The sequence below is a fragment of the Paraflavitalea sp. genome (assembly GCF_059502485.1).
This window is the reverse complement of the sequence record NZ_JCACET010000008.1, coordinates 806,255-827,447: the sequence shown is the minus strand read 5'-3', so window position 1 is coordinate 827,447 and position 21,193 is coordinate 806,255. Positions and strand designations below refer to the sequence as shown.

The following is a 21,193-nucleotide window of genomic DNA, read 5'->3' as shown; positions in this document are numbered from 1 at the left end:
CTATGCAAACGTGTTAGCGCAACAATGCCTGATAAATGGCTTCGTGTACTTTGGGGCGTATGTTCATTCGCCCAAATTTGTTAGGATCGGGGCTATTGACACGGTTCGACAGGAAGATATAGGTCAGGTTGTGCTGGGGATCGATCCAGAAACAAGTGCCGGTAAATCCTGTATGTCCGTAAGTAAGGGGTGAGGCCGACAAAGTGGGGTAAGGTTCTTTGCGGGTAGCATTGTCCTTTTCCGGCTTGTCGAAGCCCAGTCCGCGGCGGCTGATGTCGCTGTGGTAGGCGGTGAAATAATCAACAGTTTTCTTGCTGAAGAAGTTTTGTCCACCCAACACACCGCCATTGAGGAGTACCTGTGACAGCACCGCCAGGTCGTAGGCATTGCTAAAGAGTCCGGCATGACCAGCCACACCACCAAACATCGCGGCGCCCGGATCATGTACATCGCCATGGATCAGCTGCTGGCGGAACATTGCTTCTTTTTCTGTAGGAGCAATGTAATCGAGTGGGAACCGCTCTCTCGGCCTGAAGCCTGTGGAGGCCATTTTCAGTTTATCGTAAAAAGTGGTTTTCACATATACTTCCAGCGGCATGCCTGTAATGGCTTCTACTATTTTGCCGAGGAAGATAAAGTCGTTATCGCTGTAGATGTATTTATTACCGGGCTCCAGAGCGCTGGTGAGGATGCGGCTGTAAATGGTATCTACCCAATCGTTGCGCATGAACATGTGGTCGGCAACGCGCACGCGGTGTGCTGAGTCGGGCTTCTGTGCATAGAAGCTCCAGTTGGGGCTGAGGCCATCGGCCACATTTACTGTTTCTCTATAGAAAGGAATGAAAGACTTCAGACCGGCCTGATGCAGGATAACATCCCAGAGTTTCAGGTTTTCTTTGTTGGAGCCTTTTACCCAGGGCAAGTAATCGCCGAGTGTTTTTTGCAGATCGATCTTGCCTTCGTCGTATAGTTTCATCACAGAAACTGTGGTGGCCATGATCTTGGTAACGGATGCCAGGTCGTAGATGGTTTCGGGGTATACTGGTTCTGTGCTATCGTAGGTGAGGTAGCCGTATGATCTTTCAAAAACTATCTTACCGTCTTTTGCTACCAGCACTACTGCTCCGGGAATGGCCTGCTGCCTGATGGCGTCGGTTACGATAGAGTCAATCGCATTGTTCATCTGTGCCTGTTTAAAGCCCAGTTTAGCCGCCGGCACAATGGGCAATAAAGGGTTCGCGGCAATTATTCCGTCGCCATATTTGAAGGACTCGCACACTGTTACCGGCAATTTTCCTTTGGCTTGCAGTCTACCGTGTATCAGGTCGGCAGCAACGGTTTGTGTAATGTCGTCATCTTCGTAGCAGGCTACCAGCACTTTGGCATCACAGAAGTTTTTGATCACGTATGGGTTACCGAATGCAAGGGTTATAGCCCTGTGCTGTTTTTGTAATCCCTGGACCAATGCCATTGCGGCGTTGCTGATGCCAAAGTTGTTGGCGGGATAGCGCGCGTAGTTGTGCATGCCAATGATCACAACATCATAGCGGTCTTTGAACAGCTGCAACATGGGCTCTACTTTGGCGGAGTCGAGTTTGTAATCGAAGTAGTATACCTGTGCGTCGTAATCTTTACGTACCTGTTCGGCAAACACATTGTCTTTGGTGAGTCCGAATCCTACGTACGCCACTTTTTTCCCTTTGGTGAGCGGGAAGATGCTGTATTCTTCATTACGCAGGAGGGTGAGTGACTTCTCCGCAATCAACCTACGCATCTCGTTTACTTTGCTGTTGAGGTCTTCTGTTAAGTTCTTTGTATTGATCGGCGTCCAGTTGGCCAGGCCATACTCATATTTGGCGTGTAATACTTTCTTTACGTGTGCATCGATCGCTTTCCAGGAGAGCTTGCGCTTTTTGATGGCCTTGAGGATCTTTTCCAGGCTGCCGGGGATATCACCAGGCAGACAAAGCATATCATTTCCTGCGATCAACGCCTGCAGGGATATTTCTCCGTCGGGATAGTACTTGGCTACACCTTTCATTTCGAGTGCATCGGTGAAGGTGAGGCCGTTGTAGTTCATCTCCTTGCGGAGGAGATCGGTAACATTGTTCTTAGAAATCGAAGTGGCCCTGTTGGCTGTATTGTCTATCGCCGGTACTGACAAGTGGGCAATCATCACACTGCCGATACCTGCTTTGAATATTTCGTTGAAGGGATAGAGTTCCAGTGAATCCAGTTGTTCTTTCGATTTGTTAATGATCGGCAGATCGTAGTGTGAGTCCACATCCACATCACCGTGACCGGGAAAGTGTTTGGCGCAGGCCATCGTGCCAGCATCCTGCATGCCCTTCATGTATTGAATGCCGTATTCGGCTACTTTGTATTTGTCTTCTCCGAAGGAGCGATCGTTAATAACGGGGTTGTTGGGATTGTTGTTGATGTCAACTACCGGTGCGTAGTTTACCTGGATGCCTACGCGTTTGCACTGTTCGCCTACTACGCGTCCGTATTGATAGATCAGGGCGGGGTCTTGCACAGCGCCCATCATCATTTGGCGGGGCAGTCCCAGTACGCTGTCCATTCTCATGCCCACACCGTTCTCACCGTCGATGGCCACCATGATCGGTGTTTTGGCGATGGTCTGGAAGTAGTTGATCAGGTTGGCTTGCTTCACCGGTCCACCCTGGAAGAGGCAGATGGCGCCGATGTTGTATTTGCGGATGGCTTCTTCTACTTCTTTCTCGTAGAAGGTGATGGTGCGGTTGGGTCCGATGGAGGACAGGCGCAATACCATCAGCTGGGCGATCTTCTGCTCGGGTGTAAGAGTTTTGAACACACTGTCGACCCACTGGGTAGCAGGCAGGAAGGATGTGCGTTGTGCCTGTGTGCCGGTAATGCTTAGTAGTACGATGGCAAATGAAAGGATTCTCTTCATGATGATGATGTTCTTAAAAAGCGATTTTAGCCGCTGAAATTAAGAAGAAACGCTCATAAAACGGGGGAACGGGCCCTTCGTTAATCGCAATTTTAACGAATGTGCAATGTTGTGAATGAAGGGTTTTTAAATGGTCGGCTCCTGATTGTGCAACGTGCAGATTAACGCATGCATATTGGGCTAAAGCCCAAGACAGGTGTTGGTCACTTGTGTTCCCGGCCCTAAAGGACCGGGCAATTCCGTTTGCTTCGACTGTTCCGTTTGCTTCGACAACTCTGTTTACATCGTCAGTTTCGTTGGATTAGTCTGGCCGCTTTGAGCGGCCTGACTGGTGGGAGTAGTTTACCTTTTTAAAGCCAGATTCCCAGTTAGAGAAAACGACTCCTGTGGTGGGAACGATTTACAGGGAAAACAGGCTGTTTCCCGTTTAAAAATTATTGGCACGCGGGTTGAATATCCTATATCGGTTTTTCATAGGATAATTGGATTATAAAACGGGGTTGAATTTTTATTCTGACCCTTTTTTTATTTTATACCCTTCCTGATAGCTTTCCTACTCTCGCAAACTGTCTATATCCCCTATAGCTGCCTGATAATTAGGCTCGAATAATTCCTGCTGTAACTGGGCTTTTTAATTGTAAATTTGAGCTATGTCTATTGCTGATAAATACAGGCCTCAATATACCTACACTGACTATGTACAGTGGAAAGGTGAATGGGAATTAATCGATGGCATGCCATATGCCATGAGCCCTTCGCCTGTTAGACAGCATCAGGTGGTCAATGGCAATCTTTATATTGCGTTTAATAATGCAATACTTCCTGAGTGCCAACCATGCAGTGTTTTTATGCCTCTCGACTGGAAGGTTAGCGAGAAAACTGTTGTGCAGCCTGACCTAATGGTCGTTTGCAAGGAATTTGAGACAGACTTTCTCGAGTTTTCACCAACGATCGTTGTTGAAATATTATCCCCCTCCACAGCATTGAAGGATCGGAATGAGAAATATGAATTGTATGAGCAGGAAGGTGTTCGTTATTATTTAATTGCAGACCCAAAGTTTAAAAAGATCGAGGTTTACGAATTAATTGAAGGGAAATATCAACCTGTTTCTATAAATCCTCAACAGTTTACTTTTCACCTTGATGGTGGTTGCCAAATCACCGTTGACTTTCAAGGTATTTGGGCGTAAATACGTCCTATAAACCATGTCTGCATCTGCCCCAAATTATTCCCGTATTTTCGCTGCCAAATAAGGAGACTGTAGATTGCCAGACATTATTCAATTATTGCCCGATAATATTGCTAATCAGATCGCTGCCGGTGAGGTGATCCAACGGCCGGCCAGCGCGGTGAAGGAGTTACTGGAGAATGCCGTAGATGCCGGCGCCTCTTCTATTAAGTTATTGATCCAGGATGCCGGTAAAGCGCTGATCCAGGTGATCGACAACGGTAAGGGGATGAGTGAGACGGATGCCCGCATGTGCTTTGAGCGGCACGCTACTTCCAAGATCCACCAGATAGATGATCTTTTCCGCATACGTACGATGGGTTTCCGTGGTGAAGCGCTGGCTTCCATAGCTGCCGTAGCGCAGGTGGAACTTAAATCCAAAAGGGCTGATGATGTTGCCGGTACTTATATAGAGATCGAGAATAGTGTGGTGACCAAGCAGGAGCCCATCGCCATGAATACGGGCACCAGCATCGCTATGAAGAACTTGTTCTTCAACATCCCGGCGCGCCGTAACTTCCTCAAAAGCAATGCGGCAGAGATGCGGCATATCGTAGATGAGTTTATCCGCGTAGCGCTTGCCTTCCCGGAGGTATTCTTTTCACTGTCGGCCAATGGCCAGGAAATGTTTCACCTGGAGAAGGGTACGCTCAAGCAGCGTATCGTTCAGATACTCGGCAGCCAGTATAACGCGCGACTCGTAACCGTCCAGGAAAAGACGGACTACCTCAATATTTATGGTTTTGTTGGTAAGCCCGAGACGGCCAAGAAAACCCGGGGCGACCAATATTTCTTCGTCAATAACCGCTTCATCCGCAGTCCTTACCTGAACCACGCGGTGATGAGTGCCTACCAGGCGATGATTGCGCCCGACAGTTTCCCGCTGTATGTGTTGTTCATCGACCTCGACCCTGCGCAGGTGGATATCAATGTGCATCCTACCAAGCAGGAGATCAAGTTTGAGGATGAGAAGATCGTGTATGCGTTTGTGCAGGCGGCGGTAAAGCATGCACTCGCGCAGTTCAGTGTGACGCCCACGCTCGAGTTTGACCTCGATCCCAATATTCAACAACTGGATGCTATCAATAAGCCTTTTACCGGTGACCAACAGGAGGCTGCTACCGCTTCGCCACTGTTCAAGAACTTCACAGAGAAGCACCAGGCGCATTTTATTCAGCCGACGAATAAGAGTGAGCTGAAGCATTGGAAGGACTTTTATGAGGGAGGACAGCCGTCGGAGGTAGGAGGTCAGCAGTCGGCAATCGGCAATCGGCAATCGGCAACTGATGGCCAGTCGCTTACTGACAATCAGCAATCGGCGATGCAGGGGGAGAAGAAGTTTACTTCTTTGCTGGATCAGTTGAGGAAGGATGAGCCGGCGGATCAGGCGCTGTTTGCGCAGCACTCTCCTCTTTCTGCGCATAGTAATCAATCAAGACTGGAATTGATCGTGCATGATAACGCTCCGTTATCGCAGATGCACAATTTATATATTGTAGTTCCTACCAACAGGGGGTTTATCCTCGTGCATCAACAGCTGGCGCATGAGCGCATCCTGTATGAACGGTTTGTAGCTGCCGCCAGCGATAAAGCCATGGCAACGCAACGCAGCTTATTCCCGACAACGCTGCAACTTTCTGTGCAGGACGCTGTGCTGATGAATGAATTAATGGGTGACCTTAATCTGCTCGGTTATCTTATCGAGCCTTTTGGCAACCAGGCGTTCGTGATCCAGGGCACTCCCGCCGATCTCGAACAGGGTAATGAAAAGATGATCATCGAGAACCTGCTGGAGCAGTTCAAGCACTTCAGCAGTGATCTGAAGTTCTCTAAACGTGAGAAGGTGATCCGTTCGCTGGCATGGCAACAAGCCATCAAACCCGGCACTGCTTTGACGGAAAAGGAGATGCGTACGCTCGTGGATGACCTGTTCAAGTGCAGGCAGCCGAATGTTACCGCCGGCGGCAACCCCACGTACATTGAGTTCAAGCGTGATTATCTCGAACAGTTATTTAAGCGCTAACACTTTTTTACCTATACCAGCAGCTTTTTTCTTTTCTTCCCAGAGGTTGTACCGCAGGTAAAATTGCAGTGCCCTGTTTTTATCAAACGTGTATGGTACATTGGGCGACACCTGGAAGCTGATGTAGTTGCTCAATGCCTGGTTGTATCTCAACCCCACCGTGAAGCGGTTGAAAAAGTAGTTGGCATCCAGCAATACCCTGAACTCGTTGCCATTGATGCGGCTCGACAAGGTATCGTTCCTAAAGCGTGAATAGGTTTCTCTTATCAGTGTTCCATTGCCTCCTGACGTCCACTTTTTCTCTTCTGTCAACGCTACTCCACTGAGCATGGAGGAGAACTGGATACCTGTGCCCATATAGAATCCGGGGAATGGGCTATGGTGTATGCTCACGGGTATGTTGAAGTAGTAGAGCTTTTTGGCGTACACCGAATTGGTGGTGTATCCTCCGGCTACTACCGGGCCTTTGGTTTCATACAACAGGGTGGATCGTACAAACTGGGGCGACGTGAATTGTGCCTCTGTTTGCAGGAACGTTTTGCTGCTCAGGTGGTACTGTAAATGGGGTGAGGGCAGGTAATCCGACACGGTATTGTGTCCGGCCCATTGGTTGTATCCCATTGCGCGCTGATCGCCCAGCGGGAAGGCCAGTGGCAGGGAGAATCCCAATGCGAATACGCCGGCCTCGCGGGTTTTAAGCAGCTTCTTTCTTGCAGCATTCTTAGCTGGTGGTTGTGGTAATCGTGCGCTCTTTTGCGCATAGTCTTTCTGAATGGTAGTTCCGGGGGCAAGCACAGGCCTGAGTTGATCGTCGTAGCCAAAGGGCGCCTGCACCGCTGTGGCTTCTACTGTATGTAGGGTTGGCGATGGTGTCGTTACCATATTGCCTCCCGTTTGTTGTTGGCTGCCATCGTTAGTTGGTCCACCAACTGTAGTGTTACTACTGGTATTACTATTATAGCTGTCGTCTTTGCCTTTCTGCCGGTCGCGTGATGGTTTAGTTCCTACATCGCGACTCTTGTTGTTTGGTGTACGCCTGCCTGCAGTTGTATTTCTGTCATTGGCTGGCGGCGTAAGGCTGTTGTTGTTCTTCTTGTCGTTCTTATTGTTCTTATTTGCTGTACGGTTATTCTTTAGAGTAGAGCTTTCGTCATCGGCGTTGGGTTCGGAGTTGTCTATGTTTTTATTGTCTTTGTTATTTTCTGCGGGTATTACGATTACCATTCCTTCATCTTTATCTGATGATGGATTGGTGGCAGTGTTGGGCTCTCCGCGGCTTTGGCTTTGGGCCACACCTTTATCGGCAGTAGCCGACGGGTTGTTTTCGGTAGTGGTTCCATTGCTTTGGTTGGCGGGAGGCAACGTTTGGGAAGCTACGTTTGTCTTGTTGCTGTCCATGAATGGCCCTCCTGATAGCCAGGTGGCGAGGAAGAGGATGCCTATGGCAATTCCAAATAGCCACCAATTGCGGCGGCCAGGCAATCCCCCTCCACGGGGCATTTCCTTCTCCAGCAATATTCTCATCTGTTCCCAGGATTCGTCTACCGCTCCCGGAGGTGGCAGGTTCTGCAGTTTGTCTGCCAAGTGTCGTTCGTATGTGTGTCGTTCGTTCATTACGGTTACACTTGCATGGTTTGTAATAAATGTTGTAATTGTTTTCGGGCTTCACTCAGGTGCCATTTGCTGGTTCCCTCACTGATCCCCAGCAGGGTGGCTATTTCCCGGTGGTTGTATCCTTCCACTACGTAGAGGTTAAAGACTCCTTGTGTGGCGGGCGATAATTTTCGTACAAGTTGTAATAATTCCTGGGCACTCATGCGTGTGATGGCGTCCGCTTCTATGGCAGGCTCTTCGGCTTTTTCCAGTTCGATCTTTGTATAGAATTTTTCCCGTTGCCTGATGAAGTCGATGGCAGTATTAACGATGATCTTTCGTATCCATGTATATAAGGATGCCCTGGTAGCGTCGTACGTATGTATGTTCTTATATACTTTCAGAAATCCATTGTGTAATACTTCTATCGCGTCTTCCTGGCTTCGGGTATAGCGTAGGCAAATAGCTGTCATCGGCCCATAGAACTGTTTGTATAACTGTTCCTGCGCACGGCGGTCGTTGTTTATACAACCGTTAATTAACTCAGTATCGGCAATGCTGTTTGCCAAATATGCCCCTATTATTGGTTACGTAATGCTTTATCCGGCTATAGTAATTTATGTAATTGCTGTGGAGTATTTCAGGAACGGGTTTCCAACAGCAAATATTGCGGATATAAGCATTGCGCCTGCCTTTCAACCTGCCTTAAACTGTTAATTAATACGTAAAATTAGATTGGGAGCGTTGGGGTGGTTGGAAAATTTATGTTGCTCTTAACTGTTATTCAAAGACAAAGCCCTCTATTTCGTAGGCAAAAAGAGGGCTTTGGCGGTGTATATATAATAAATATTAAGAAACGATGGGTTGTTTTTGCAGGGCTTTGGTGAGCTCGGCTTCGTTGGTGAGGTCGAGGCGCAGGGGGGTGATGGATACGTAGCCGTTTTCTACTGCGTAACGATCGGTTCCTTCTTCTGCTGGTTCGAGCGGGAAGACCGTGAACCAATAGTGTTTGCGGCCCATTGGGTCGATGCCAGGGACGATCTTTCCGTCGTAGAGGCGCACAGATTGTCTTGTCCACTGTATTCCCTGTGGATTTGGGGGCAAGTTGATATTGATGAGGCTCAGGTCTTTATTGTTAATTACCGCATTCAATGCTTTTTCTACCCAAGGTTCCAGTTGGTCGAAATCGGGTTCCGTTTTACCGGCTGGCGTACTCAGGGCTATGCCTTTCATGCCGAAGAGTACGGCCTGTTTGGCGGCGGCCAGTGTACCGGAATGCCACATCGCATTGCCGAGGTTGGGCCCCATGTTAATGCCCGACAGGACCACATCGGTCTTTGCCCACAGGTGGGTGCCGAGGGCTACGCAATCGGCAGGTGTGCCATTGACTCTGTAAGCATCAATGCCTTCGAATGTTATGGGTGATTTCTTATAATATAGTGGGCGTGTAGCCGTAATGGCGTGGCCCATCGAGGATTGTTCCACATCGGGGGCCACTACCTGTACTTCTCCAAATCGCTGTGCTACTTTGGCCAGGGCCATGATGCCCGGGCTGTAGATGCCGTCGTCGTTGGTAACTAATATTCTCATACTGTTACTGCCAACAACATTGTGCCAGGCATAGGTGGTACGTATTTGTTAGGGGAATGGGTATAACAACAATCAACTTCATGAAATACGTCAAACTCCTGCACAATCCTACGGCTGGCGAAGAGGACCATACGAAGAAGGAACTGATCCCTCTCATCGAAGCAGCAGGCTGGGAATGTAGATATTCATCTACAAAAGAAAAGGGATGGGATAAGATCGAGCCCGATACTGATTTCGTGGTAGTAGCTGGTGGGGATGGCACCATCCGGAAGGCTGCGCTTACGTTATTGGAACGCAAGTTCTCGGATAAGAAATTACCTATTGCCATTTTGCCGCTCGGCACTGCTAATAATATCGCCAAGGCATTGAATCTCAGCAAAGATGTTCCAGCTATCATCGAATCCTGGAAGTCGGGATCTATCAAGAAGTATGATATCGGGCGGATCGATGGGTTGGACAGGCCGTATTTTCTGGTGGAGGGCTTTGGTTATGGTCTTTTTCCGCGGCTGATGAAGGTGATGAAGAAGGTTGAGAAGGAAAGAAAGGATACGCCGGAGAAGGCTTTACAAACAGCGCTGGAGGAATTGCATCATCTTATTCTTTCTGCAGAAGCACGTCATTATCACTTAGTGGTTGATGGTAATGAGCATTCGGGTCGATTCCTGATGGTGGAGGTCATGAATAGCCGTTCTATTGGTCCCAATCTCGAGTTATCGCCCAATGCAGATCCGGGCAATGGTCAGTTTGATGTGGTGCTGATACCGGAAGATAAGCGTGATGCGCTGGCTGCATGGATCAAGCAAAAGATGAATGGTGAGGAGACTGTTTTTGATATTGTTACTATTCCGGGCACTAAGGTAGAAGTGCATACAGAGGACACGCTGCTACACACTGATGATGAACTGATCAGTCTGGAAGAGCCTACCAGTGTTTCTATTGAATTGCAGGCAGGGGTGTTGGAGTTCCTTGTGAGTTCAGAGTCGTGAGAGAACGGCAATCGGCAGTCGACAATCGGCAATGCGTTTACTTCGATAATGAGTTACGCTTCGCTGACTTTGTGTTTGATGACGCGGTGACCGATCAACAATATCAATAGCGCCAGGAGTGCGCTGGCAGCCATCACCACTACCATGGGGATGGCTGTTCCATTTTGGACATAGCTGAGTATAATGCTTACGCCTGCTCCTATTCCCATTTGTAATGCGCCCATTAAAGCAGAGGCACTGCCAGCTCCTTTGGTGAAGGGAGACATCGCCATGGCAGATGCATTGGGCAATATGTATCCGAGGCAGCTGAGGTAAATAAATTGCAGGATCAGCATGATGGGTAGTGTTACCAATCCATTTCCAGCTGTTACTATCAACAGTATGCCGGTGATGCTCATGCTGATGAGTGCTGTGGTTATGATCTGTTCTGTACGGTAGCGTTTCAGCAGGAAACGATTGATCTGGCTGGCCAGTATCAACCCTCCTGCCAGTAAACCGAATACCAATCCATATTCCCGATCTGACAGTTTAAATAGCTCCATGTATAAATAGGGCGAGCCTGACAAGAAAGCGAATAATCCGGAGAAGGCTACAGCGCCGGTGAATGTGTAGGTATAGAATACAGGTTCTTTAAATACTGCGAGGTAGCTGCGGGTAATGGCCGCCGGCTTCAGGGAGTAGCCGGGATCGGGCTTGCTGCTCTCGGGCAGGGCAATAGCAATGGTTATTAAAATGATCGTAGTTATTATAGCCAGTATAAAGAATACTGCCTGCCATCCCAGTGTGGAGGTAATGTAGCTTCCTACTGTAGGCGCCACGATGGGTGACACGCCCAGGATGAGCATGAGCATGGAAAATACTTTGGCGTTTTCTTCCACCGGAAACAGGTCGCGCACCATCGCATTGGCTGCCACTGTAGCTGCACAGGCGCCCAGGGCTTGTATAAGGCGCATCGCCACCAATATATCAAGGATGGGGGATACTGCACACCCTAATGTTGCCATAATGTACAGTATCAGTGCGATGATCAATGGCCGCTTGCGTCCAAAGCGATCCATCAGCGGGCCATATAGTAACTGGCCGATCGATACACCTACAAAGAAGCCTGACAGGGTCAGCGAAACTTCCGCTACTGTAGTGTCGAGGTCTTCGGCAATGGCCGTGAACCCCGGCAGGTACATATCTATCGAGAATGGTGAGATGGTGGTGAGTGCTCCCAGCAACACTACGAGGAAATAATATCTTTTTTTGGTCATTGTTTAACGTTGTGAAATCCGGTTGAAGGGAATGCGGGTGCAAGTTATTGCATTGGTCTGTACTTCAGTTCACTAAAACCAGGGAGAGGGTGATAACAGTTGTGGGGAGAAATTGTTTATTTTAGTGGTTACCATTAACCAACCTATGGACAAACTGCTTACATCTGCGCTTCTTAACTGGGTGCCTTATAAGTTATCGACCAGTGATGGTTCTCCGCATTGTCATTGGTTGTATACTGATACTCAATCGTACACTGCTCCGTTTTTTGATGATACTATTAGTGCGTGCATGGGCCTGCCGGAGAATTCAACGGGTTATAAAAGTGTGAGCTCTGTTGATGTATTGCCTTTATGGGCCAATGAATCGTTGGCAGTGCCCCCGTCTGCTTTTATTTTTCATGTTTCGCGTTGTGGTTCTACGCTGATCGCGCAGCTGCTGGGTCTTTGTGAGAAACATATCGTGTTGGCCGAGACGCCTTTTATCGATCAATTACTACGCTTCCCTTACGCTCACAGAGATAATAGTTCTATCGTTTTGCCGAAAGCATTGCCTGCTGCTATTCAATTATATGGACGCAAACGAAAGGGTGATGAGTCGCACTTATTTATCAAATCGGATAGCTGGCATCTTTGTTTTTATCAACAGCTGAGGTTGTTGTATCCTGCTGTTCCTTTTATTCTGTTGTACCGTTCTCCTGATGAAGTATTGCGCTCTCAACGCAGGCGCCGGGGTATGCAAGCTGTTCAGGGAGTTATCGAGCCGGAAATCTTTGGGTTTGACAGGAACGTGATTAAAAGTTGGCCGCTGGATGATTATATGTGCAAGGTACTGGAGCGTTATTTTACCATCATGCTGGAAATAGCCGACCGTGACCCGCATGTTCTCCTTGTGAATTATAATGAGCCTGTGTTGTCGATCATGCGAAGGATAGCTGGCGCTACCGGTATCACTATCGATGATGCTATGTTGCAGCTGATGCAGGAGCGCAGCCGTTATCATGCCAAATATCCGGACCAGGTTTTCCAGGAGCCTGTAGCTGACGATGAGCTGCCTGATGCTTTGGAGCCGGTGATGGCGTTATATCACTTGTTGGAAGCAAAGCGTGTGGCTTTATAATCCTGTTCGTAGCATATTGTCTATAATAAATGCGAAGAGCCTCAATGAGGAGGTTTCAAGGTCTTCGGTGTGGGTGTAGATCACCAGGTCGGCTCTGATGGGGATGTCATAAGAGTCATTGACGCCTGTGAGGTTATTAACCCTGTCGGGGTGCCCGATGGGCAGTAAGGCTTTTTTGTACAATCCTTTCGTATCTCTTTCTACCAGTATATCGAGCGCGCAATGTATCCACACCGTGCGGGCATCGTATTTTGTTCTCAATTCCTGTCGTACATCATCGTAGGGATTGATGGCTGCAATGATCGCTATCGTGTTCTGCTGTACCAGGTCATGGGCAATGGCGCCCAGTCTGCGTATGTTCTCACGTCTATCGGCAGGGGTAAAGCCGAGGTCTTTGCACACTGTCTTGCGGTATGCATCGCCGTCGATTATTTGTGCGGCAATATCTTTCTGCAGCAATAGTTGTTGTACGCGAAAGGCTATAGAGGTTTTACCGGCTCCGGAGAGGCCGGTTAACTGAATCAGTAACATGATGGGAAGTTACGTCTGTTCGAGCAAACTATGTTCGAGTTCATCGGCGAGCCGGTTGGTAACGGCTGTATTCTGGAGGCGTAGCTCGAATATCATTTTCAGCAGTTCTCCTGCTTTGCGTTCTTCGGCTACATAGTTTTTTTGTGCGTGCTCAAAGAGCTCCCGCAACCAATCGTTGACTACGCAGTCGATGACCAGGTGGATGCGGTCGCTGGGACCATGGTTGGCCACGCGGTGGGGCAGGTTGGCATTGATGTACCAGCATTCGCCGACTTCCATGGGTATGCGTTGGTTCTGTATCCAGAATTCGACCTGCTCGTTGGTAAAGATGGGGATGTGGAGCCGGGCTTCGCCGTGCTCAAAGGCCAGCTCATGATCACGGTGTTCTTTGATGATGGCGCCGCTTTTAAGGTTGAGCAGCCGAACCGCGCCTATGGGGCATTGAAAGCTGGCAAGGAGCTGCTGTACCGAAGGGCAACTTTGCATGAGGGGGGTATCGAGGTAGGTATCCTCGCTCATGAGGTCGGGTACGATGCGCTCGTGGTGGCCGCCGGGTGCACGGAGGGGCAACACGGTCCATTCGCCTTCGTAGTGATATGTATTAAAGTGGGGAGCCCAGGTGTTGGGCAGGAGAAGGACATCCTGCCGAAGTGAAAGGATATTGATTGACAGGTCTATTTTTGCCGATTGGATCATAAGAAAGGCACTCATTGGTTTAACGGTCAAACGAATATAACGTTTTTTTGCCATAGCAGGTTCAGGGTCTATTATTTAATATAGAGAATCCAGACAGGTTGTCACTTTTTTTCGTATTTTCCTATGGATGTGTTTTAGTTTACCATATCAATTTTCGTGTCACCCGGCCCAATTATCCCACCTCTTAATGGCCTGCAGGCATGTTTTACCCGCTTTCCCTGTGCTGGCATCCTCTACCTCATTTATGGCCCAAAAAAGTGGTCCGCTTAGCTTTGGTTTAGCTTAAGTCTGGCTTTGGTTTAGTTTTGGTTTAGCTTTGACCAACAGCATCCCTTCTTTATCTATACAGCAGCCACGACGCACCTTATCTTTAATCTTCCAGGAAAGCAAGCCGAACCGGTTGGTTAAATAATGGGCGAGCAAATACGACACATTGTCAGCAAAAGCTATATATTTCCTCCCTTAAGAAGGTGAGCCGTTCTTTGAGGGGTGAGCGATCTTGTTTGTTTTCCCACCGGGATGGTCGAAGTACAACTGAATCTTATCAGCGGGCATGTCTTCTTTTTCCCATAATGGGAGGATTGCGAAATAGAGAAGGAACCCGGGCTACCCTGAGGGCCTGAAACCGGGTTGTTAATTGTGCCGGGGCGCCCTAAAAACACCAGAAATCCACAAAAAACACGGGGTTTATACACTATTTTTGCAGTCTGATTTCAGCTTTTGGCGCCCAAATTTTGCATGTTTTGAAAATTTTGGGGTACGCCGATTGTTTGTGTCTGTAAATCAATGTGATTACGATTTATAGCTATAACTTGCGCAGGCAACTAATAGCCTCCTGTATTGTTATATTGGTAATCATCTCATCAAAGCATTCAAAATGATAACAATAAGCAATAACGCTCAAGCATACATCCTTCAACAGATGGAAAAAGAGGGTCACGGTGAAGGCAGTTTTGTGCGTGTAGGTGTGAAGGGTGGCGGCTGCTCGGGCCTGTCTTACGAAATGAAGTTTGACAAGGAAATGCGCGAAAGCGACCAGGTTTTTGAGGACAAGGGAGTGAAGCTGGTGGTGGAAATGAAGAGTTTGTTGTACCTGTATGGTACTGAACTGGATTATTCCAGCGGCCTCAATGGCAAGGGTTTGTTTTTCAATAATCCGAATGCTTCCCGGACTTGTGCGTGTGGGGAGAGCTTTGCGCTTTAGGCACAAGTACGCCAGGCAAATAGCTAAGCCGCATACTTGCGCCAGTATATAAGGCGGAAAATCATCAACGGTTATTTGACTTAACCAAGCGAAGAAGAACATGAGTACTGATTTAGATATTTTAAAGGATGTTTCGACGGAGGAGTACAAGTATGGCTTTACTACCAACATCGAAATGGAGTTTGCCCCGAAAGGGTTGAATGAGGATACGATCCGGTTTATTTCGGCCAAGAAGAATGAGCCGGAGTGGCTGTTGGAATGGCGCCTGAAGGCTTACCGTCATTTTGAAAAGATGGAATGGCCTACCTGGCAGAATTTCGAGATGCCTAAGATGGACCTGCAAGGGATCTCTTACTATGCCGCTCCCCGCAAGAAGGCAAAGCTGAACAGCCTGGAGGAAGTGGACCCCGAATTGCTGGCTACTTTTGAAAAGCTGGGTATCCCGCTGACTGAGCAGAAGATGCTGGCTGGCGTTGCGGTGGATGCCGTATTCGACAGTGTATCGGTTGCCACTACTTTCAAAGGCAAGCTCAAGGAGATGGGCGTTATTTTCTGCTCGTTCGGTGAAGCTGTGCAGGAATATCCCGACCTCGTAAAGAAATACCTCGGTACTGTTGTACCGCATACTGATAATATTTTCGCGGCGCTGAATGCGGCCGTGTTCTCCGATGGTTCTTTCGTGTACATTCCCAAAGGTGTACGCTGCCCCATGGAGCTTTCTACTTACTTCCGCATCAATGCCGAGAATACCGGCCAGTTTGAACGTACACTGATCATTGCCGATGATGATAGCTATGTGAGCTACCTCGAAGGTTGTACTGCCCCCATGCGTGATGAGAATCAGCTGCATGCTGCGGTGGTAGAACTGATCGCCCTGGACAACGGTGAGATCAAGTATTCTACTGTTCAAAACTGGTATCCTGGTGATAAGGATGGCAACGGCGGTATCTACAACTTCGTAACTAAAAGGGGTATCTGCAGGGGTGTAAACTCCAAGATATCCTGGACACAGGTGGAAACCGGCTCTGCTATCACCTGGAAATATCCCAGTGTGATCCTGCGGGGCGATAATTCTACCGGTGAGTTCTATTCTGTTGCGCTTACCAAGAACAAACAAATTGCCGACACTGGTACCAAAATGTACCATATCGGAAAGAATACACGCAGCCGTATCATTTCGAAGGGTATTTCTGCCGGCAACGGCCAGAACAGTTACCGCGGTTTGGTACAGGTAGGCAGCGGCGCCGACAACGCCCGGAACTTTACGCAGTGTGATTCGCTGCTGATCGGTGACGAGTGTGGTGCGCATACTTTCCCGTATATCGAGTCGAAGAACAACTCAGCGATGGTAGAGCACGAAGCGACTACTTCGAAGATCGGTGAGGACCAAATCTTCTACCTCAATCAACGGGGTATCGATACGGAGAAGGCGGTAGCACTGATCGTGAACGGATATGCCAAGGAAGTGTTGAATCAACTGCCTATGGAGTTTGCCGTTGAAGCGCAGAAGTTGCTGGCGATTTCGCTGGAAGGTTCTGTGGGATAAAATAGCTTTTAGTGGTTAGGTGTTAGCTTTTAGCTGTAAAGCTGTAATTAAGAAATTTATCAAAGCGTTAATAAATGTTAAGTATTCAGAATTTGAAGGCGTCTGTTGATGGTAAGGAAATCCTGAAAGGGTTGAACCTGGACGTGAAGGCAGGCGAGATTCATGCAATCATGGGACCTAATGGTGCTGGAAAAAGTACCCTGGCTTCTGTACTGACTGGTAAAGACAATTATGAGGTTACTGGTGGACAGGCTTTGTTTGAAGGAAAAGACCTGCTTGAGCTGTCTCCCGAAGACCGCGCAAGGGAAGGTGTGTTCCTGGCTTTTCAATACCCTGTTGAAATTCCCGGTGTTTCGAATATAAACTTTTTAAAGACCGCTCTGAATGAGATCAGGGCTTATAAGGGTCTGCCTAACCTGGAAGCGAAAGAATTCCTGAAGTTGTTGAAGGAAAAGCAGAAGTTGCTGGAATTCGATGCTGCTTTGGCTAACCGTTCTTTGAATGAAGGTTTTTCCGGTGGTGAAAAGAAGCGGAACGAAATCTTCCAACTGGCTATGCTGGATCCCAAGCTGGCCATCCTGGATGAAACTGACTCTGGCCTGGATATCGATGCGTTGCGTATCGTATCGCGCGGTGTAAACAAGCTGCGTAATGGCAAGAATGCTTTTATCATCATCACTCACTATCAGCGTTTGCTGGAGTACATCGTTCCGGATTTTGTGCACGTGCTGTACAAGGGTCAGATCGTTAAGTCTGGCAATAAGGACCTGGCTCTGGAACTTGAAGAGAAGGGTTATGACTGGTTGAAGGAGGATTCCAAAGAAACTGAAGCGGCTGAAATTTTACTGCCCCGCTAATCCCGGCTCAACAGTACCCGTTTTTTAAGAACCAGCAGAAAAAGAACCGGAATGGAAAACAGAATTACTCAAATTAGCAGTTCTTTATACGATCAGTGTATTGCTGATTATGAAGTTCGCACGTCTCTCTTCTCCGCCGAAGCTCCAGAGATCAATTCTCTGCGCGCTCAGGCTTTTCAGCATTTCAAGAATCTTGGATTCCCTTCTACAAAAGTGGAAGACTGGAAATATACCAACCTTGTGCCTATCCTGAAGGAGGGTTATGCGCTGGAGCAGGACGAAGAAGTTCTCTCTATCAAGGAGGCTGTGATCGCTAAAGTCAAGATCCAATTACTGGATTGTTATCATATTGTTCTCGTTAATGGTAAATACCGCGCCGACCTTTCGGATGCGGTGAATGTAGAGGGGCTTTATATCTCTTCTATCGCTGACGCTGCCAGCAGGCCAGCTTTCAAACAGCATTTTGGCAAATACATCGACCTGGAGAAGTTTCACTTCGCTGCGGCCAACTCCGCGTTGTTCCGCAATGGTCTTTTCATTGAAGTGAAAAGGAATACCATTGTTGAGAAGCCTTTGCATTTGATCCATATTTCCACTGCCAACGAACCTACTTATTTTCAACCGCGGCAGTTGTTTGTGATCGGCCTCAGTGCTTCGATCCCTGTTATTGAAAGTTATGCTACTGATACAAACGGCTCTCCCGTATTTATCAATAATGTAGCGGAAGTGGTGTTGCAAGAGAATTCTCAAATGCAGCATTTCTATATTCAGGCTGGTGATGTGAACGCCCGTTATGTTCACCACACTGAAGTGTACCAACAGTCTAATAGTATTTATAATAACTATAAGGCTTCTTTCCCCGGCACCAGCCTGTGGCGCAACAACCTGAACGTAGCGCTGGATGGCGAGAACGTGGAGAGTCACTTATATGGTTTATATCTTGCTGGTGGCCACCAACTGGTAGATAATCATACTATCGTTGACCACCGCAAACCTCATTGTAATAGTAATGAGCTGTACAAGGGTGTGATGAAGGATGATGCTGCCGGCGTTTTCAACGGTAAGATCTTTGTGCGCAAGGATGCGCAAAAGACGAATGCCTTCCAGCAGAATAACAATATGCTTCTTGGCAAAAAGGCCGTGATAGATTCCAAGCCTCAGCTGGAAATCTTTGCAGATGATGTTAAGTGTAGTCACGGTTCGACCATGGGTCAATTTAACCAGGATGCGTTGTTTTATCTGAAGTCGAGGGGTATTGGTGAAGAGAAGGCGCGCGCTTTGCTTATTCATGCTTTTGCTTTCGACGTAACTGAGAAAATTCCTATTCCTGAGGTTCAATCGCATATCAATGCGTTGATCGAGGAGGGATTAAAGGGGAGTTGAGACGTTGAATAGTTGATAAGGAAATACATTATTATACTCAAACTACCCTGTCCTCGTGAGTGGCAGGGTAGTTTGTTTAACCAACATACGCTCCGTAAGGGTCCCTTAGAACACTCATCGTTAATCATTAATTTTTAAAAACATGAGTACTGACGTTATGGTAGCTTCCACCGGTCTGGATATTGAAAGGATCAGGAAGGACTTTCCTATTCTGCAAACTTCTGTGTATGGTAAGCCGCTGGTTTACCTGGATAATGGCGCTACTGCGCAAAAGCCCTGGGCCGTGCTCAAGGCCATCGAAGATTATTACACGCACCTGAATAGTAACGTTCACCGTGGCGTTCACCACCTGAGCCAAAAAGCGACCGACGCCTATGAAGCTTCGCGCAGAAAGGTTCAGGCTTTCCTGAATGCCCGTCATGAGCATGAGGTGATCTTTACCAAGGGCACTACCGACAGCATCAACCTGGTTGCCTATAGTTTTGGTAAACAGTTTGTGAAGGAAGGTGACACTGTCCTTGTTTCTACCATGGAGCACCATTCCAACATCGTTCCCTGGCAGATCATGTGCGAGGACCGTAAGGCCAACCTGAAAGTTATTCCTATCAATGAGAAGGGGGAATTGCTGATGGATGAATTCAGCGCTTTGCTCAACGACAAAGTAAAACTGATCTCTGTAGCCTATATCTCCAACACGCTGGGCACTATAAATCCTGTGAAGGAGATCATTGCGCAGGCTCACCAACATAATATTCCTGTTTTACTGGACGCAGCACAGGCTGTTCAACATATACCTGTGGATGTGCAGGAGCTGGATGTAGACTTCCTCGTGTTCTCCGGTCACAAGGTGTATGGTCCTACCGGTATCGGTATTTTGTATGGCAAGGAAGAATGGCTCAACCAGATGCCTCCTTATCAAGGCGGCGGCAGCATGATCAAGCAGGTAACTTTTGAAAAGACCACTTACCACGATCTGCCTTTCCGTTTTGAAGCTGGCACTCCGAATATTGAGGCATGTATCTGTTTGGGTACCGCCATCGATTATATTACTGCGATCGGCTTACCCGCTATTCAGCAATATGAACATGAATTGCTGGAGTATGCCACTGAAAAGTTATCGGCTATCGACAAGCTGCGCTTTATCGGTACAGCTGAACAAAAGTCGGGTGTGTTGTCTTTTATTGTTGAAGGTGTTCACCCGTTTGATGTTGGCGTATTGCTCGATAAGCTGGGTATTGCGGTGCGTACTGGTCACCACTGTACGCAGCCTTTGATGGAATTTTTCGGCATTCCGGGAACTGTTCGTGTGTCACTGGCGTTTTATAATACCAAAGAGGAGATCGATCAACTGGCTGCCGGTGTGGAAAGGGCTGTGGCGATGCTGACTTAATACAAGCTGCGAGCCGTGAGCTACGAGCTGCGAGCGTTAGCCGGAGGCTAACAAATAGGCGTCACCAGCCAGAGGCTGGCGACTGAAAAGAATTACACGAAATTGAATTATGACGATTAACGAAATACAGGATGAGCTGATCGATGAGTTTTCTCTTTTCGGGGACTGGATGGAGAAGTATGAATATATCATCCAGCTTGGAAAGGAATTGGCTTTGATCAAGGATGAGTTTAAGAAGGATGAAAACCTGATCCGTGGCTGTCAGGCCAAGGTGTGGTTGCACGCTGATTTTCAGGACGGCCGTGTTCTTTTCACCGCTGATAGTGATGCCATCATTACTAAAGGATTGGTGAGTATGGTAGTGCGTGTGCTTTCGGGCCATACGCCTGAAGAGATCGTAAAGGCTGATCTGTATTTCGTGGATAAGGTTGGCTTGCGCGAGCACCTTTCCGTGACGCGCTCCAACGGGTTGCTTTCCATGATCAAACAAATGAAGGTGTACGCTTTGGCTTTACAATCCAAGGCTTCTTAACAATGTTCTTATGTTAGATAAGCAGTTGATTGAACAGGATATTATCGAGACTCTGAAAACCGTGCATGACCCGGAAATCCCGGTCAATATTTATGAGCTTGGCCTGGTGTATACTATCGACGTCAATGATGCCGGTTATGTTCAGATCACCATGACACTCACCGCACCCGGCTGTCCAGTAGCTGGTGACATCATCCGTGAAGTGGATGAGAAGGTGCGCACCGTAGCTAATGTTTCGGATGTGAATGTGATGCTCACTTTCGACCCACCGTGGAATAGGGAGATGATGAGTGAAGAGGCAAAGCTCGAACTCGGGTTTCTTTAA

The 21,193-nt window shown here is 47.9% G+C and carries 18 protein-coding genes; 11 read left to right on the top strand and 7 right to left on the bottom strand.

The annotated features are described in order from the left end of the window. Positions 1 to 13 precede the first annotated feature (13 nt). Positions 14 to 2,935, bottom strand: coding sequence for a serine hydrolase domain-containing protein (locus tag AC5JBY_RS06125; protein ID WP_495903681.1), 2,922 nt, complete (start codon positions 2,933 to 2,935; stop codon positions 14 to 16). Positions 2,936 to 3,585: 650 nt separating this feature from the next. Here AC5JBY_RS06125 and AC5JBY_RS06120 point away from each other — a divergent pair. Both AC5JBY_RS06120 and mutL read left to right on the top strand, forming a co-directional pair. Continuing rightward, positions 3,586 to 4,125: a Uma2 family endonuclease gene (locus AC5JBY_RS06120; protein WP_495903680.1), complete on the top strand. Its 540-nt coding sequence runs from the start codon at positions 3,586 to 3,588 to the stop codon at positions 4,123 to 4,125. Positions 4,126 to 4,201: 76 nt separating this feature from the next. After that, a complete protein-coding gene (gene mutL, locus AC5JBY_RS06115) occupies positions 4,202 to 6,187 on the top strand; it encodes a DNA mismatch repair endonuclease MutL (RefSeq protein ID WP_495903679.1) in 1,986 nt (661 codons plus the stop codon). On the opposite strand, the gene AC5JBY_RS06110 is transcribed toward mutL, so the two are convergent. The 3 genes from AC5JBY_RS06110 to surE form a co-directional block, all read right to left on the bottom strand. Further along, the gene (locus AC5JBY_RS06110) at positions 6,173 to 7,771 is read right to left on the bottom strand and encodes a hypothetical protein (protein ID WP_495903678.1); all 1,599 of its coding nucleotides are present in this window, start codon (positions 7,769 to 7,771) and stop codon (positions 6,173 to 6,175) included. The genes mutL and AC5JBY_RS06110 overlap by 15 nt on opposite strands. 35 nt (positions 7,772 to 7,806) lie before the next feature. After that, positions 7,807 to 8,349 carry an RNA polymerase sigma factor gene (locus AC5JBY_RS06105; RefSeq protein ID WP_495903677.1) on the bottom strand — a complete coding sequence of 181 codons (543 nt, stop codon included), beginning with the start codon at positions 8,347 to 8,349 and terminating at the stop codon, positions 7,807 to 7,809. Between the two features lie 280 nt (positions 8,350 to 8,629). Continuing rightward, entirely contained in the window at positions 8,630 to 9,370 is a 741-nt protein-coding gene (gene surE / locus AC5JBY_RS06100) for a 5'/3'-nucleotidase SurE (RefSeq protein ID WP_495903676.1), read from the bottom strand. Between the two features lie 80 nt (positions 9,371 to 9,450). On the opposite strand from surE, the gene AC5JBY_RS06095 reads away from it, so the two are divergent. Further along, positions 9,451 to 10,356 (top strand): diacylglycerol/lipid kinase family protein, encoded by a 906-nt coding sequence (locus AC5JBY_RS06095; protein WP_495903675.1) that lies wholly within the window; start codon positions 9,451 to 9,453, stop codon positions 10,354 to 10,356. A 53-nt stretch (positions 10,357 to 10,409) separates the two neighbouring features. Here the strand turns inward: AC5JBY_RS06095 and AC5JBY_RS06090 are convergent, their stop codons facing one another. After that, entirely contained in the window at positions 10,410 to 11,612 is a 1,203-nt protein-coding gene (locus AC5JBY_RS06090) for a multidrug effflux MFS transporter (RefSeq protein ID WP_495903674.1), read from the bottom strand. Positions 11,613 to 11,757: 145 nt separating this feature from the next. Here AC5JBY_RS06090 and AC5JBY_RS06085 point away from each other — a divergent pair, with 145 nt between their 5' ends. Then, the gene (locus AC5JBY_RS06085; protein ID WP_495903673.1) at positions 11,758 to 12,729 is read left to right on the top strand and encodes a hypothetical protein; all 972 of its coding nucleotides are present in this window, start codon (positions 11,758 to 11,760) and stop codon (positions 12,727 to 12,729) included. On the opposite strand, the gene cysC is transcribed toward AC5JBY_RS06085, so the two are convergent. Both cysC and AC5JBY_RS06075 read right to left on the bottom strand, forming a co-directional pair. After that, on the bottom strand, positions 12,724 to 13,260 hold the full coding sequence (cysC, locus tag AC5JBY_RS06080) for an adenylyl-sulfate kinase (RefSeq protein ID WP_495903672.1): 537 nt from the start codon (positions 13,258 to 13,260) through the stop codon (positions 12,724 to 12,726). The genes AC5JBY_RS06085 and cysC overlap by 6 nt on opposite strands. 9 nt (positions 13,261 to 13,269) lie before the next feature. Further along, positions 13,270 to 13,971 (bottom strand): aspartyl/asparaginyl beta-hydroxylase domain-containing protein, encoded by a 702-nt coding sequence (locus AC5JBY_RS06075; RefSeq protein ID WP_495903671.1) that lies wholly within the window; start codon positions 13,969 to 13,971, stop codon positions 13,270 to 13,272. An 862-nt stretch (positions 13,972 to 14,833) separates the two neighbouring features. On the opposite strand from AC5JBY_RS06075, the gene AC5JBY_RS06070 reads away from it, so the two are divergent. The 7 genes from AC5JBY_RS06070 (at position 14,834) to AC5JBY_RS06040 (ending at position 21,193) form a co-directional block, all read left to right on the top strand. After that, positions 14,834 to 15,160, top strand: coding sequence for a HesB/IscA family protein (locus AC5JBY_RS06070; RefSeq protein ID WP_495903670.1), 327 nt, complete (start codon positions 14,834 to 14,836; stop codon positions 15,158 to 15,160). Between the two features lie 100 nt (positions 15,161 to 15,260). Then, entirely contained in the window at positions 15,261 to 16,706 is a 1,446-nt protein-coding gene (sufB, locus tag AC5JBY_RS06065) for a Fe-S cluster assembly protein SufB (protein WP_495903669.1), read from the top strand. Positions 16,707 to 16,780: 74 nt separating this feature from the next. Then, complete coding sequence (sufC, locus tag AC5JBY_RS06060; RefSeq protein ID WP_495903668.1) at positions 16,781 to 17,563, top strand: Fe-S cluster assembly ATPase SufC; 783 nt, start codon at positions 16,781 to 16,783, stop codon at positions 17,561 to 17,563. A gap of 51 nt (positions 17,564 to 17,614) precedes the next feature. Beyond that, complete coding sequence (sufD, locus tag AC5JBY_RS06055) at positions 17,615 to 18,946, top strand: Fe-S cluster assembly protein SufD (RefSeq protein ID WP_495903667.1); 1,332 nt, start codon at positions 17,615 to 17,617, stop codon at positions 18,944 to 18,946. Between the two features lie 142 nt (positions 18,947 to 19,088). Next, the gene (locus AC5JBY_RS06050) at positions 19,089 to 20,336 is read left to right on the top strand and encodes an aminotransferase class V-fold PLP-dependent enzyme (protein WP_495903666.1); all 1,248 of its coding nucleotides are present in this window, start codon (positions 19,089 to 19,091) and stop codon (positions 20,334 to 20,336) included. A 109-nt stretch (positions 20,337 to 20,445) separates the two neighbouring features. Further along, positions 20,446 to 20,868, top strand: a complete 423-nt coding sequence (locus AC5JBY_RS06045; RefSeq protein WP_495903665.1) for a SufE family protein — start codon at positions 20,446 to 20,448, stop codon at positions 20,866 to 20,868. Between the two features lie 10 nt (positions 20,869 to 20,878). Further along, positions 20,879 to 21,193: an iron-sulfur cluster assembly protein gene (locus AC5JBY_RS06040; RefSeq protein ID WP_495903664.1), complete on the top strand. Its 315-nt coding sequence runs from the start codon at positions 20,879 to 20,881 to the stop codon at positions 21,191 to 21,193.

Bases quoted from the DNA above. Each gene is read 5' to 3' on its own strand.
- AC5JBY_RS06090 (WP_495903674.1), bottom strand. From the start codon at position 11,612: ATGACCAAAAAAAGATATTATTTCCTCGTAGTGTTGCTGGGAGCACTC.
- AC5JBY_RS06070 (WP_495903670.1), top strand. From the start codon at position 14,834: ATGATAACAATAAGCAATAACGCTCAAGCATACATCCTTCAACAGATG.
- AC5JBY_RS06095 (WP_495903675.1), top strand. From the start codon at position 9,451: ATGAAATACGTCAAACTCCTGCACAATCCTACGGCTGGCGAAGAGGAC.
- cysC (WP_495903672.1), bottom strand. From the start codon at position 13,260: ATGTTACTGATTCAGTTAACCGGCCTCTCCGGAGCCGGTAAAACCTCT.
- AC5JBY_RS06050 (WP_495903666.1), top strand. From the start codon at position 19,089: ATGAGTACTGACGTTATGGTAGCTTCCACCGGTCTGGATATTGAAAGG.
- AC5JBY_RS06040 (WP_495903664.1), top strand. From the start codon at position 20,879: ATGTTAGATAAGCAGTTGATTGAACAGGATATTATCGAGACTCTGAAA.
- AC5JBY_RS06125 (WP_495903681.1), bottom strand. From the start codon at position 2,935: ATGAAGAGAATCCTTTCATTTGCCATCGTACTACTAAGCATTACCGGC.
- AC5JBY_RS06045 (WP_495903665.1), top strand. From the start codon at position 20,446: ATGACGATTAACGAAATACAGGATGAGCTGATCGATGAGTTTTCTCTT.
- sufB (WP_495903669.1), top strand. From the start codon at position 15,261: ATGAGTACTGATTTAGATATTTTAAAGGATGTTTCGACGGAGGAGTAC.
- sufC (WP_495903668.1), top strand. From the start codon at position 16,781: ATGTTAAGTATTCAGAATTTGAAGGCGTCTGTTGATGGTAAGGAAATC.
- AC5JBY_RS06075 (WP_495903671.1), bottom strand. From the start codon at position 13,971: ATGAGTGCCTTTCTTATGATCCAATCGGCAAAAATAGACCTGTCAATC.
- sufD (WP_495903667.1), top strand. From the start codon at position 17,615: ATGGAAAACAGAATTACTCAAATTAGCAGTTCTTTATACGATCAGTGT.
- surE (WP_495903676.1), bottom strand. From the start codon at position 9,370: ATGAGAATATTAGTTACCAACGACGACGGCATCTACAGCCCGGGCATC.
- AC5JBY_RS06120 (WP_495903680.1), top strand. From the start codon at position 3,586: ATGTCTATTGCTGATAAATACAGGCCTCAATATACCTACACTGACTAT.
- AC5JBY_RS06085 (WP_495903673.1), top strand. From the start codon at position 11,758: ATGGACAAACTGCTTACATCTGCGCTTCTTAACTGGGTGCCTTATAAG.